The sequence below is a fragment of the Pseudomonas fitomaticsae genome (genome assembly GCF_021018765.1).
GTDB classification, from domain to species: domain Bacteria; phylum Pseudomonadota; class Gammaproteobacteria; order Pseudomonadales; family Pseudomonadaceae; genus Aquipseudomonas; species Aquipseudomonas fitomaticsae.
In genome coordinates, this window is record NZ_CP075567.1 from 822,207 (window position 1) to 835,349 (window position 13,143).

At 57.4% G+C, this 13,143-nt stretch carries 9 protein-coding genes; 6 read left to right on the forward strand and 3 right to left on the reverse strand.

The window, feature by feature from the left end; all coding sequences use genetic code 11:
* Complete coding sequence (locus KJY40_RS03610) at positions 1-408, reverse strand: TIR domain-containing protein (protein ID WP_230735052.1); 408 nt, start codon at positions 406-408, stop codon at positions 1-3.
* Positions 409-620: 212 nt separating this feature from the next.
* The gene (gene rsgA / locus KJY40_RS03615) at positions 621-1,652 is read right to left on the reverse strand and encodes a small ribosomal subunit biogenesis GTPase RsgA (RefSeq protein WP_230735054.1); all 1,032 of its coding nucleotides are present in this window, start codon (positions 1,650-1,652) and stop codon (positions 621-623) included.
* A gap of 107 nt (positions 1,653-1,759) precedes the next feature.
* Between rsgA and orn the strand changes: the two genes are divergently transcribed.
* From orn to KJY40_RS03645, 6 genes are all read left to right on the forward strand, one after another.
* Complete coding sequence (gene orn, locus KJY40_RS03620; protein WP_230735055.1) at positions 1,760-2,302, forward strand: oligoribonuclease; 543 nt, start codon at positions 1,760-1,762, stop codon at positions 2,300-2,302.
* Positions 2,303-2,385: 83 nt separating this feature from the next.
* Positions 2,386-2,997, forward strand: a complete 612-nt coding sequence (locus tag KJY40_RS03625) for a trimeric intracellular cation channel family protein (RefSeq protein WP_064379088.1) — start codon at positions 2,386-2,388, stop codon at positions 2,995-2,997.
* A 124-nt stretch (positions 2,998-3,121) separates the two neighbouring features.
* Positions 3,122-4,153 (forward strand): hypothetical protein, encoded by a 1,032-nt coding sequence (locus KJY40_RS03630; protein WP_230735056.1) that lies wholly within the window; start codon positions 3,122-3,124, stop codon positions 4,151-4,153.
* Between the two features lie 363 nt (positions 4,154-4,516).
* On the forward strand, positions 4,517-5,884 hold the full coding sequence (locus tag KJY40_RS03635) for a leucine-rich repeat domain-containing protein (RefSeq protein ID WP_230735057.1): 1,368 nt from the start codon (positions 4,517-4,519) through the stop codon (positions 5,882-5,884).
* A 180-nt stretch (positions 5,885-6,064) separates the two neighbouring features.
* Positions 6,065-7,126, forward strand: a complete 1,062-nt coding sequence (locus KJY40_RS03640; RefSeq protein WP_230735059.1) for a hypothetical protein — start codon at positions 6,065-6,067, stop codon at positions 7,124-7,126.
* A 119-nt stretch (positions 7,127-7,245) separates the two neighbouring features.
* Positions 7,246-11,979, forward strand: coding sequence for an RHS repeat-associated core domain-containing protein (locus KJY40_RS03645; protein ID WP_230735061.1), 4,734 nt, complete (start codon positions 7,246-7,248; stop codon positions 11,977-11,979).
* 22 nt (positions 11,980-12,001) lie between these two features.
* Here the strand turns inward: KJY40_RS03645 and queG are convergent, their stop codons facing one another.
* Positions 12,002-13,084 carry a tRNA epoxyqueuosine(34) reductase QueG gene (gene queG, locus KJY40_RS03650; protein WP_230735063.1) on the reverse strand — a complete coding sequence of 361 codons (1,083 nt, stop codon included), beginning with the start codon at positions 13,082-13,084 and terminating at the stop codon, positions 12,002-12,004.
* Positions 13,085-13,143 lie beyond the last annotated feature (59 nt).

Below are 13,143 nucleotides of genomic sequence, written 5' to 3' on the forward strand. Positions count from 1 at the left end.
TTACACCGCCGTATGAAGGCGTATGGCGCTGACGATGCTGTTGGTATTCCACGCACATTCGACGTGCGCGGCGTCGCTGACCACTTTTGCGGTGCGTTCGGCGCCATGGGGACGAATCGCGATGATCACCTTGCCTAGGCGTTTGGCGATCTCGATTTCCTTCTGGATCCATTTGCTGTAGGCCGAGTACATCCCGGCCATGACCAACACGGCAGAGCAGGGGCGGATCTTGTTCTCGATGGCCTCTTCCAGCTCCTGGTCAGTGCGCGCATCGGTAATCGGATTGTGCGGCGGCACGGAGAAATTCTTGAAGGTGAATGTCGGGTGATCGCTGAGCAGGCGGATCAGATTGTCGTGGGAGCCGGAGTAGTTCCAGGAGTGACTGATGAACAAATGGTAGGTTTGCATGGGGGGCCTCGGAGGTCGCGACGGTGCGAAGGAGGAACCCAATGTAGGCATCTGGCGTGCGCCAACAAGGCCTGAGCGGTGAAAGAGAAATGTCCTGCAAGCAGGTGTGGGCGAGGCCGTCAGAAAAGTCCGATGTTTAACGGATTGCCGGGTTTGTCAGACGCGGTCCGACACACGGCAGCCCTCGGGCGAGGTGCTGCCGTCGCGGATGTTCAGTAACCGTTTTCCGGCAGGCTGGCGATGATCGAGCGGTAGCTGTTCATCCGCTGCTGCTGCACGCGGCCGTCTTCCAGGGCCTTGAGCAGTGCGCAACCGGGTTCGCGATCGTGCTTGCAGTCGCGGAAGCGGCAGGTGCCGAGCAGGTCGTTGAACTCGATGAAGCCGGCTTCGACATCGGCGCGGCTGACGTGGCCGAGGCCGAATTCACGGATGCCCGGGGAGTCGATCAGTTCACCGCCGCCGGGGAAGTGGAACAGGCGTGCGGTGGTCGTTGTGTGCGTGCCTTGGCCCGACAGCTCGGACAGCGGGCCGACACGGGTTTCGACGTCCGGCAGCAGGCTGTTGACCAGCGACGACTTGCCGACACCCGACTGGCCGACGAATACGCTGATGCGACCGTCGAGCTGTTTCTGCAATTGCTCCATGCCATTGCCGTGGTGTGCCGAGACTTCCAGCACCGGGTAACCCAGTGTGCGGTACACCGCCAGCAGCGCGTTCAGCGCCGGGGCGTTCTGTTCGTCGATCAGGTCGAATTTGTTCAACAGCAGCAACGGGCGGATACCGGCGTGCTCGGCCGCGACCAGATAGCGGTCGATCAGGTTCGCGTGGGGCTCGGGCAGCGGGGCGAACACGATGACGATCATGTCCACGTTGGCGGCCACCGGTTTGAGCTGGCCACGGCTGTCCGGGCGGCACAGCTCGGTGGTGCGCGGCAGTTGCGCGACGATCACACCTATGCCCTGGTTGCCGGCGCGCCAGACCACGCGGTCACCGGTCACCAGCGCCGGCAGGTTGGCCCGCAAGTGGCAACGGAAGACCTGGCCGGCCAGTTCGCCATCAACGGCCTCGACTTCGACCTGCACACCGAAGTGAGCGATCACCAGGCCGTGCTGTTCCGGGCCCAGGTCGCCGCCTTCGAGCGCCTCGACAGCCGAGGACTCGCGTTTGGCGGCGCGGGCGGCGCGCTCGCCCTGAATCTTTTCGATGCGCCAGTTTTGACGACGATTGAGTTGGCGTTTGGCCATGGGTGTTCCGTCTGAAGAATGCAGCGATTAGGTAAAACGGCCGCGAGTTTAGCACGCCCGGGCACCGCCCTAGGCTAAACTGCGCAGCATTGCTCAGGAGCCGAAATATGCAAAACCCGCAGAATCTGATCTGGATCGACCTCGAAATGACCGGTCTGGATCCGGAAAACGACGTCATCATCGAAATGGCCACCATCGTCACCGACAGTGACCTGAACACCCTGGCCGAAGGCCCGGTGATCGCCATCCATCACAGTGATGAAGTCCTCGCTCGCATGGACGAGTGGAACACCCGCACCCACGGTAACTCCGGCCTGACCCAGCGTGTGCGTGAAAGCCGCATCAGCATGGCCGAAGCGGAAGCCGAAACCATCGCCTTCCTCGAAAAGTGGGTGCCGAAGGGCAAGTCGCCGATCTGTGGCAACAGCATCTGCCAGGATCGCCGCTTTCTTTATACCCACATGAAGTCGCTGGAAAGCTATTTCCACTACCGCAACCTCGACGTTTCCACCCTCAAGGAACTGGCCGCGCGCTGGGCGCCGGACGTGCGTGACAGCTTCAAGAAGGGCAGCACTCACCTGGCGCTCGACGATATCCGCGAATCCATCGCCGAGCTGCAGCACTACCGCAAGCATTTCATCAAGTTCTGAGATCGGCACCCACGCCGGGGCGCCCTCTTTTGGTGCCTCGGCGAAGTGAGTAGACTGCGCGCCTTCCTGCCAGGATCGCCACCATGTTGCTGATGCTCTACCTCGTCGCCATTACTGCTGAAGCCATGACCGGCGCCCTGTCTGCGGGCCGTCGCGGCATGGACTGGTTCGGCGTGGTGCTGATTGCCTGCGTCACCGCACTGGGCGGTGGTTCGGTGCGCGATGTGCTGCTCGGGCATTACCCGCTGACCTGGGTCAAACACCCGGAATACCTGGTGCTGACGACGGTTGCGGCGATGATCACTGTGTTCACCGCACGCTGGATGCGTCACCTGCGCTCGCTGTTTCTGGTACTCGACGCCGTCGGTCTGGTGGCGTTCACCCTGATCGGCTGCATGACCGCCCTGGAAATGGGCCACGGCATGCTGGTGGCTTCGGTCAGCGGTGTGATCACCGGCGTGTTCGGCGGCATCCTGCGCGATATCTTCTGCAACGACATCCCGTTGATCTTCCGCCGCGAACTCTACGCCAGCGTCTCGTTCGCTGCGGCGTGGTGTTACATGCTTTGTCTGTATCTGAATGTGCCGAGCGAACAGGCGATTCTGATCACCCTGTTCGGTGGCTTTCTGCTGCGGTTGTTGGCGATTCGCTTCCATTGGGAAATGCCGAAGTTCGTTTATAACGACGAGCATTGATAACTGGCTACAGCTTCTTACACTTGATTTTAAGTTCGCCTTTGAATGACGTGATATTCATATCCGGCTCCGCACAATAAAGTGCGGGTGCATCGGAACTGATATCAGTCACAGGAGTGAAAGAATGAGTGAGTTTGATGAGCTGTCTGCAGAGCGCTCGATAAATTCGGTTTCTCTGGAAAGTATTGAATTAAAGGTGAAGTTCGACTCAGGGGGCGCAACGCGAAGCAAGGTGTTGTTTGGCAACGGGCGTATGCAGGTTAAAGTGCAGGTGCTTGTCTCCGGCTTCGATGAAAACGGTCATCATGTTTCTGTACCTGCTGATGTACTGAATACAGTAGAGCTTATTCATTACAATACCGGGAGGATATTGCGGGACGGCTGGAAAGCCAGTGCCGAACAGGGACGGTATACACTGGAGGCTCCTGTTTCTGCAGACTTGATGGGAACATCGGACGATGAGTCGCAAAACCACGTCCATCCTCATGTGCGCACTTTCTGGGTCTCGTCGGCGGGGGTTGGTACCACGCAGATCGCGGCGCGTGTTTTACTGAACGGAATCGTTATTAAAAGCAACGGAACTGGTCTGCTCAATCGTCAGGACAGCAGTATCACGCTGGATGCGCAATTGCCGATCAACTACTCGCTTGAGCAGTTTCACTTGAAAAGCGTACGGCGCGGGAATGAAGCGCCAGGTAACCGGATCTCGAATTACTACCTTGGACTCAGTCATCAGGGACAGCAAATAAAACTGGTGGACTGGGTGGCGTCGCAGAATACAGGCAACTTGATTTTTGCTCACGGTAACTGGCTAGGTGCGTCTGCGACCAATTATCTGGTAGGTATTCTGGCAAGTCCGGATCAGACGGGTGTCACAGTAAAGTTGCCTGTTAATGACAACACTTTTTTAGATGCCATATTTTCAGGGCCTGCCAGTGTCTCTTCGGAGATGAGCAAGGAGTATCTTGTTCGGGTCAGCGACCGCCACGGTGAATTGACTATTGTTCAGGCGATTTCCGAGTATACGTACAGCTACGCCAAGTACACCGTGGATGAGGCGTTTCATTTTTCCGCGATTGATCAATATGGGTCTGAGCATAAGTTGGCCATTCGAACCGACGCTGCGGAAGGTTTGTTCATTCTTGAGAGGGGGTAAAACTGCGTCAGGGCAATAGATATATAAGCTCACTGTAAAAGAATAAGTCAGTAAGCTTCGATATCGATGATCCCTGCCGGTATTTCGGCAGGGACACTATTGTCCGTCAGCTCCTTAACGCAAGAGGACTGACTCAATTTCGCTCAAGGATGAGAATTGATGGTCAACAAACCGCCAAAGGGTTTTGGTCCTGCGCCCTCCCCGAACCCATCCACTTCCCGTACGCCGGGATCTGAAGCACCGTCGCGGGTGGATATCGACGTGCCAGGTGTGTCACGTCGACCTGTATTGCCACCTGTGACAACAGACCCGGGCCATTCAACCAGGCAGGATGCCCCCCCGACACCTGTTGTCGAGCCCAGCATGATTGTTTCCGAGTCTGCATCCCAGGTGCCGGCAACCGTACCGATGCTTCCGGTGTTGGCCGATTTCTGGATCAGCGCTGCAGCTGCAATGCCCGCAGCCGATGCTCAGGGATTCAGAATAATCAAGCAGCGCCGGTACATCGAATTGACCGACGGGCATTTTGTCCAGGTTGCCAAGGATCCCGTCACGGGAGACTGGCGAGCAATGCTGGCCAGTGAGCTCGTTCCTTCCGGGCCGTTTCTGATGCCTGATCAACACCGCCGCTACTGGTACCCGAAAGACAGCAACGGTGCGCAAAAGCATACCGGCGTGGACGAAGACGATGTTGAAGCCTTCGCGCCGGGACCTTCCTCGGTACTGTCAGGCCGCCTGATTTCGCAAGCATCGGTCGAGCGTCGAGTGCGAGCGCTTTATCCCGAGCTCCCGGACGACAAAGTGATTGGTTTCATCGGAGATCGTTTACACAGTGATCCGCACTCCGTTCTTGTGCGACTGGAAAAAGAGTCTGTAGCGTTGCGCGAAGAGCTGAAGGACTGGCTGGTGAATGCGCGGTCAGCTCATCCCGGATCTGAATCCGGGTTGAGCGCTGAAGGCCTCGCCAGCCAACGGCAGAAGCGCGAGCAGTTCAGTCAGGATCTTCAAGCGATCTGGTGCGAATCGGTGTCGGGCCAGGGTTTTGCCGATCACAGCTTTTCGACGTTCATCGATTTTTCCGGGGAGTTGCCCCACTTGTCAGTCCGGTTTGAATGGGTAACGGAGCTGGTGCTGACCGCGCGCAATATCGATGTATCGTTGGGTCGGTTTCTCGACAGTTTTCCCAACGTTCGCTACCTGATTCTGGAGTCTGTGCGAATGGAGGATTTTTCCCCGGCGATCTTCCAGATGCGGGATTTGCAACATCTGACATTGAACGGAAATTCACTTCGTCTTTCCGAGAGCAGTGCCGAGGGCCTGTCCCGGATCGAAACCCTCACGTTACTGGATTTGAGGGATAACCCTTTGGGCCTTGCCCCGCCTGTGGGATTCATGCAGGGGTTGCGAGAGTTGTTTCTGCGCGATTGTGCGATCGACGAGATTCCTTCCGGGATGGAACGGTTGCCAGCACTGACTCGCGTGGATTTGCGAGAGAACGAGATTGCCATCGTCGGCGATGAGCTGTTCGACATTCCGGATACGCAGAATCTTCACCTGGATCTGAGGGACAACCCGCTCGGCGTGGTGGCGCGGCAGCGAATCACCCACTATCTGGAAAATGCCAGTCTCGATCGTAAAGTGCAGATTCGCTCGGATGAGGACAGTCTCGATGTCGATGATTCTTCCGAATCAAGCGACAGTTCTGATAGTGGGGTGGAATCCGACACTTGATTAACACTGAGCAACTATTACCTTGTAACAAGTCTTGATTGTAAAAAATAGATAGCCCACTTTTTTCTTGTCTTCTTTGACTTTGAGAAAAAGTGGGCTTTTGCATTGTGTTTTTTCATGTTTGAGTGCGCTGATTTATAGTTTATGTTTCGGGTTGGTGTTTCTGGATGCCCTGTTTACATGCTGTCAGCTATTGCCGCTGTTATGGACTTTGGTGATGTGTTTAATATTTGGCTGTGCCCTGATTTGTCTGAAAAAAATGGGCTAATTGAATATTTACACAGGAAGTTATTGATGTTTGAAGAGGTCGTCAGTATTCAGAGGCTCGAAGTCAAGTTTGATTCGGCCCCCACACTTCGCCATAAACAACTCTATGCCAACGGCCTGATGCAAGTACGGGTACTGGTCTTGATTTCGGGTGGCGATGCGCAGGCCAACGAAGTGTCTCTGCACGGGCATCCGGCCATGCAGACCCTTCGCTTGATCTCCTACAATGGCGCGCGACCAATTTCGGGGGGCTGGAACGTCGAGACTCAGGAAAATCGCTACGCCCATGACATGACGGGCGGTATCGCCCGGGCCACACCACTGGTACCGGCTGCACATAACCGTATTACCGACCCGGTCGAACCCGTTCAGGTCTATGAGTTCTGGATCACCAGCACCAGGCCGGGTTCACTGCAAATCGCCGCCGAAATCACCCTGGGCGATGAAGTGGTTCGAAGCAACGGGCAATCGGGGGGCGACAGCAGCGTGACGCTGGAGGCGATATCGCCGGTCAAGTATCCAGTGAGCCACTTTTCCCTGGAAAAGGTCAGTGAAAGAGTCATTGATCGTTTCGACGCGATTCATCGATATAGTCTGGGTCTTTATGCTGATCGTCGTTCCATTCATCTTCTGGACTGGACCAGCACTCAAGTACAAAAGGATGACGAGTACGCGACGTTGTTCTTTGTTTCCAAAAATATTAATGATTCCCACCCGGGGGGAAGAACTTTTTGCGGCTACATGGCGCCGGTCTATGGTGCCAGTGCAACCATTCGCGGGCCAAAAGGGTTTGTCGGGACGCCAGTCAATCAGCAGCCGGGTAATTTGACGGTCTTGAGCTATCTCTCCCCCGACTATCAGAGTCAGCGGGCTCGGGATCAGGTTTTTGAACTGACGGTATTCGATGAATTTGGTACGGAGCACTGGCTTCGTATAAGGCCGGACTTTTCCGAGCGTTCGTTCAAGTTGATTTGAACAGCGTGTTTTTTAGCAGGTTGGCGCGAGCTTTTTTCGTTCGGCTTCAATGCAGTCGGTTTGAACTTTGAAGTTCATCGGGTGGGTTGGTTCTTGTGTGGTAAATAAGGAATTTATATATGGAGAACAAATCTCCGGGCTCTGTGCATTCCAATGCATTCAATTTTGGTGAGTTTGTAACGGGCGGTGTTGATCCTCGGACAGGCTTGTATACCTGTTCCTTGTCTTTGGGTGCTGTTCGATCTGCGGATCTCAACGGACCTTCGTTCGGACTCGCCCTGGGTTTCAACCCGCTCGATACCCGAAACAGCGGATTCGGGCTGGGCTGGTCGCTGGCCACGACCCGTTACGACACGCGCAGCAAGATGATGACCTTGATCAACGGTGAGCGTTACAAGGCCGTCGAAACGGTCGCGGGTCTCCAGTTCAGAGAAATGAAGCTGGAAAGCGTCAAGGTCGTGAAAACCGGTGCCGGACGTTTTGATGTTCGTTACAAGGACGGACATCGGGAGGAGTTGACTGTGCAGGGCGGCAGTCTGGTCGCAGTCCCGACGCGGATCATCGCGGCCAACGGCGCAGGCATCACACTGATGTACAAAGTGGTCAATCAATACCCGGAGCTGATCGAAGTCAGGGATGATCAGCGGACGCTGCTGAAAATCTCCCGCAAGGGCACTCTGGTTACGTTGAGTCAGAACCCGGACACGGCATCCAGGGCTGATTTCACAATGAAGCTCGATAGCAACGACCGGGTCGTGGAGATCGGTTTGCCAGAGGGCAGGGGCTGGGATCTCGAATATTCGCTCATTGATGAAGTCGGGTACCTGAAACGGGTCGTGACACCGCTGGGGGGCGTCGAAATCATTCGCTACAAGGAGCAAGGTCATCTGCTCCCCGCCAGCGACGGCGGTGCGACGGCGACGCTGCCTCATGTCATGGCCCATGAAATTTATCCGGGGCACGGTCAGCCGAAAGTGGGCAGGACCTACACCTTTTCGGACCGTAATTTTCTTGGGCATGGTTTGACGGTGGAACCCTCCGACGACGGTGACCCGCTCTACTCGGCACCCTGGAGTTACCAGTATGCGTCCGAGGAACGCCTGTTGGTCGATGGCAAGGTGCACAGTCACATCAAGCGGACGTACAACAAGTTCCATTTGCTGGTTGCGCAGGTGACGACGTGCGGGGAGGCGGTCACTTCGCAGCTCACCGAGTATCACCTCGCTACGGGAAAGCCTTTCAACGAGCAACCGGCGCAGTTTCGTCTGCCTCGGCTCCAGACACTGAAGTTCGAAAACCGTCTCGGCAATAAGCAACGCGAGGAGACGACGATCACCGAGTTCGATGCGGTGGGCAACCTGCTCAGGCATGTGGGGCCGGACGGTGTCACGACGCTGTCCGAGTTCTATCCGGCGGTCGAGTCGCCGGACTGCCCGGTGGACCCGCTCGGCTTTGTCCGTTTCGAGAAGCAAAGGACGGTCATCGCCGCACCCGGCGGCGGTGCCTCGACCTGCACCCGTTTTCGCCATGCCTTGCACCCGGCATTGCAAGGCTCGACGCTGGCCAGCGTCGTGGTCATCGAAGAGCAGTTTTTCGAAAAGGTGGAAGACACGGAGGTTCTTCGTTCAAAAGTCGAGTACAGCTATTTCAATACACCGGCGGACCGGCTCCGACATGGTGCATTGCAAGAACAGCGCAGAACCCGGAACGGTCGCATCACCCGAACGGCATTTTCTTGCCGGCTGGAAGGCGCTCGCCTTCATCTGACCAACACTGTTCACGGTTTCGACGGTACTTCGCAAAGCACGACGCAAGTCCTGTCGTCATACACCGGACTGACATTGTCGGAGACCGACAAGGACGGTGGCCGGATCGACTATGAGTACGACACCATTGGTCGATGCCTGCGCAAGACGCTCTCCCCGGGCGCCGCCCATGCTGCTTCGACGAGCTGGGTTTATCAGGCGGCAGGCAGTACTTCGCCCGCGACAGTGACCGTCACGGATCCGGCGGGAGGCGTGCAAACGGTCAGTCATGACGGTTTGGGACGTGTGATCGGCATCAAGGAGCTTGATTGCGAAAAACCCGATGAGGGAGCGTTGCAAGAAAGTCTTATGCGCACGGTGTACTCCGCACTTCACGACAAAACGGGGCAACTGGTGGAGCAGACCCGCACAGACTGGTGGGACGGCATTGCGCGTCCGGCCAGTACTCGACTGGTCTATGACCGCTGGGGGCAAGTGAAACAGACGCGTCATGCTGACGGGCGCGTAGAACATCGGGAATTCGACCCGGTCGCGCTCCAGGAAACCCTCTGGCAGGAGGGTATGGGCAAGACGGTCACGGTCTTCAATGCTTTCGGCAAGCCGAAAAGTATTGAAATGCTCGACCAGAAGGGGGAGAGCCTGGGCAAGACGGTCCTTGAATATGACGGTTACGGCAGAATCCGCAGCCAGACCGATCAGGAGGGCAACAAGACGCTCTACCACTACGACGTCTTTGATCGTTTGGTTCGCAGCGAATTGCCGGACGGGCATGCGGTCGAGACTGAATATGCCGATCACAGCACCGAAACATTGCCGGTAAGGATCAAGGTCGACACGCTTGAGTTGGGCCGACAGGTATTCGACGGGCTGGATCGCCTGACTGAAAGTACGGTGGGCGGTCGCACATCCACAACGGGTTATGCGTCGGGCTCCAGCCAGGCCAGATGGCAAATGGGGGCTGACGGAAAGAGGGTCGAATTCACCTGGTCTCAGGGGATGAACGGGCTGACCGAGCGCAAGGCTGACGGATTGCATGCGCGCTTCACCTACGACGCCTTGCATGGCAAGCCTGAAACCTGCATCGAGCAGGGGCGCGAGCATCGATTCGCCTACTATTCTTCCGGGCGCTTGAAGTCCGAAGTGACCGTGTACGGTGAACATCGCCAGACGACGTCCCACACCTGGTCGCTCGGTGGGCGACCGCTGACTTTCGTCGATGGGCTTGGCAACGAACACAGGTCTGAATATGACAGTTGGGGGCGCAAGACCGCTTTCACCCAGGGCAGCTTGCGGGTCGAATACACCTATGACACCGCAGGCTTGCTGGCGCTGATCGATGCCCGGGATACATCCACCGCCCTGCGCATGAAGACGCATCTGAGCTACGACGATATCGGCCGTGAAACGACCCGCCGCTTTGAAGTCGAGGGTCAGGCAAGTCAGACACTGACCTCGAGTTACACCCCCTCCGGCAAGCTGGCGCAGAAAGTCTTGAAACGCGACACTCAAGTGCTGCGCGATGAGCGCTTTACCTATGACGTGCGTGGACGACTGAGTCATTACAGCTGTGAAGGCACGCAACGGCCACGGGATCCCTACGGCAAGGAAATCGTCGAACAGACATTCACCTTCGATGCGCTGGACAACCTGCTCACGCTGCAGACCCGCTTTCCCCAGGGCGTCAATCTGACGACTTTCAGCTATAGCAAGGTCGATTTCACCCAGCTCACGGACATCAGTCATTCCCACGCTGATTACCCGCAACCGGTCACTCTGCAATACGACGCCAATGGCCGGATGATCAAGGATGACCAGGGCCGTACTTTGACGTACGACACGCTTGGGCGTCTGACAGGTGTCAGCAATGCGCAGGGGGAGAGGGTGCGGGGCTATCAGTACGACGGTTTCGACCGGCTGATGGCGCTGTCGCAGCCGGGGAGTGCGGACACTCAGCGTTACTATCGCGGTGGACGCGTCATCAACGAAGTGCGTGGCAGCGATTCGCGCAGTGTCGTGCGCCACGAAGGCCTGTTGGTGGGGCAGTACCAGGTCGGACTGGATGCAGGTGTGCGGGTGTTCGGCACGGATCAGCAACAAAGTGTGCTGACACAGCTGCAGAATGGTCGGCTTACCGAAATCGCCTACAGCCCGTATGGGCATCGGGAGGCGGAAGGCGGATTATTCAGCCTGCCAGGTTTCAATGGCGAGCAGTTCGATCCCGTCACTGGTCTGTATCTGCTGGGCAATGGTTATCGGGCCTATAGCCCGACCCTGATGCGCTTCATGTCACCCGACAGCATGAGTCCGTTCGGAGCAGGGGGGGTGAATGCCTATGCATATTGCCTGGGTGATCCGGTCAACCGAGTCGACCCGACGGGGCATTTTTCCTGGCAGTCGGTTCTGGGGATTGCACTTGGGGTCATCGGGGTTGCCGCGAGTATTGTGACCCTTGGAGCGGCTACCCCTCTGGCGCTGCTTGCCATGGGGCTGGGTGTCGCCTCGGGGGTGACGGGTATTGCCAGTGAGCTGGTCAATGATTGGGCGCCGGAGTCGGAAGCCGCATCAATACTTGGTTGGGTAAGCCTTGGATTGGGCGCGGCTTCGGCGGGTGCAGGATGGCTGGCAGCGCGACAAATCATCACGCGGGGCGGACGGATGCTGGGCAAGAACTTCAAGGGTCTTGCCGATGAACCACCCGTCGAGTACTACGCTCGAGGAAAGAAGGCCAAGTCATCCGGCACAAACGGTCAGGAGCCACCGCCTCCACCGGTACGCTGGACATTGACGGAGGACTTTGCCGCGCATGATTACATTCCCAACGGCAAGCCGGGCAACGTTGCGCGGGCCAAATACGCGGAGTTCAGAAATGACATTGCGGTCAATAACAAATCGCCTTATGACGCTGCCAAGAGTTACCCCGGCAGTAAATTCGATCCTTATCCCAACTACGCGCCGGCTAAGCCGTTTACAGGTTATGAGCATGCACATACCCGTCTCTCGCAAGCGGATCGGGTGTTTTTCCTGACCAACAATGACACCCGGCACGTCATCATCAAACAGGTGGGTAGTCATGATCCTGCCTGGTAGCGGATGACACCCATTCGTCGGGCTATTGGTGATTCTGGAGGTCGCGTTCCGAGTGTTGCTTGAGTGCCCACTCCACATGTTCACGAACCAGCTCCGATGGATAATCCCGTCGCGCCTTCAATGCTTCCAGCACCGGAATCGTTGAGGGCGCATTTCCCAGCCCAACCGCCAGATTGCGCAGCCAGCGCTCGTACCCGGCCCGGCGCAGCGGTGACCCCTCGGTGCTGCTGAGGAATTTGTCTTCATCCCACAAAAACAGCTCGGCCAGTTCGGCGTTGTCCAGATTGTGCCGTGGCTTGAAGTCGCTTTCACCGGACGGGCGGGCGAAGCGGTTCCACGGGCAGCAGATCTGGCAATCGTCGCAGCCGAACACCCGGTTGCCGATCAGCGGTCGCAGGTCTTCGGGGATGGCGTTCTTCAGCTCGATGGTCAGGTAGGAAATGCAGCGTCGCGCGTCCAGTACGTACGGCCCGACAAAGGCATTGGTCGGGCAGATGTCGAGGCACGCGGTGCAGCGTCCGCAATGTTCGGTGCTGTGGGGATCATCCACCGGCAGGGGCAGGTCGACGAACAGTTCGCTGAGAAAGAAGTAACTGCCGGCCTTGCGGTTCAGCACCAGGGTGTTTTTGCCGATCCAGCCCAGCCCGGCCTGTTCGGCGATGGCCTTTTCCAGCACCGGGGCGCTGTCGACGAAGGCGCGGAAACCGAACGGCCCGATCTCGGATTGAATCCTGTCCGCCAGTTGTTGAACGCGTTTACGGATCAACTTGTGATAATCGCGGCCCAAGGCATAACGCGAGATATAGGCCTTTTCCGGTTTGGCCAGCAATTGCGCCATTTGCGTGTCGCCCGGCAGGTAGTCCATGCGCAGTGAAACTACGCGCAAGGTGCCCGGCACCAGCTCTTCGGGGTGCGAGCGTTTGCTGCCGTGGGCGCCCATGTAATCCATTTCGCCGTGGTAGCCGGCCTCGAGCCAGCGTTGCAGGTGCTGCTCGTGCTCGGCCAGGTCCAGACCGCTGATGCCGACTTGCTGGAAGCCCAGCTCGCGGCCCCAGTCCTTGATGGATTGGGCGAGGGCAGGCAGATCTGTGGGGATGGCGGACATGAGGCGAGAGAAACCGGAGCTGAGGTGCGTATAATTCTGCCAGACATCGGAGCCCGACG

Excerpts from the sequence above, each read along its gene's own strand:
- KJY40_RS03610 (WP_230735052.1), bottom strand. The coding sequence starts at position 408 with ATGCAAACCTACCATTTGTTCATCAGTCACTCCTGGAACTACTCCGGC.
- rsgA (WP_230735054.1), bottom strand. The coding sequence starts at position 1,652 with ATGGCCAAACGCCAACTCAATCGTCGTCAAAACTGGCGCATCGAAAAG.
- orn (WP_230735055.1), top strand. The coding sequence starts at position 1,760 with ATGCAAAACCCGCAGAATCTGATCTGGATCGACCTCGAAATGACCGGT.
- KJY40_RS03625 (WP_064379088.1), top strand. The coding sequence starts at position 2,386 with ATGTTGCTGATGCTCTACCTCGTCGCCATTACTGCTGAAGCCATGACC.
- KJY40_RS03630 (WP_230735056.1), top strand. The coding sequence starts at position 3,122 with ATGAGTGAGTTTGATGAGCTGTCTGCAGAGCGCTCGATAAATTCGGTT.
- KJY40_RS03635 (WP_230735057.1), top strand. The coding sequence starts at position 4,517 with ATGATTGTTTCCGAGTCTGCATCCCAGGTGCCGGCAACCGTACCGATG.
- KJY40_RS03640 (WP_230735059.1), top strand. The coding sequence starts at position 6,065 with ATGCTGTCAGCTATTGCCGCTGTTATGGACTTTGGTGATGTGTTTAAT.
- KJY40_RS03645 (WP_230735061.1), top strand. The coding sequence starts at position 7,246 with ATGGAGAACAAATCTCCGGGCTCTGTGCATTCCAATGCATTCAATTTT.
- queG (WP_230735063.1), bottom strand. The coding sequence starts at position 13,084 with ATGTCCGCCATCCCCACAGATCTGCCTGCCCTCGCCCAATCCATCAAG.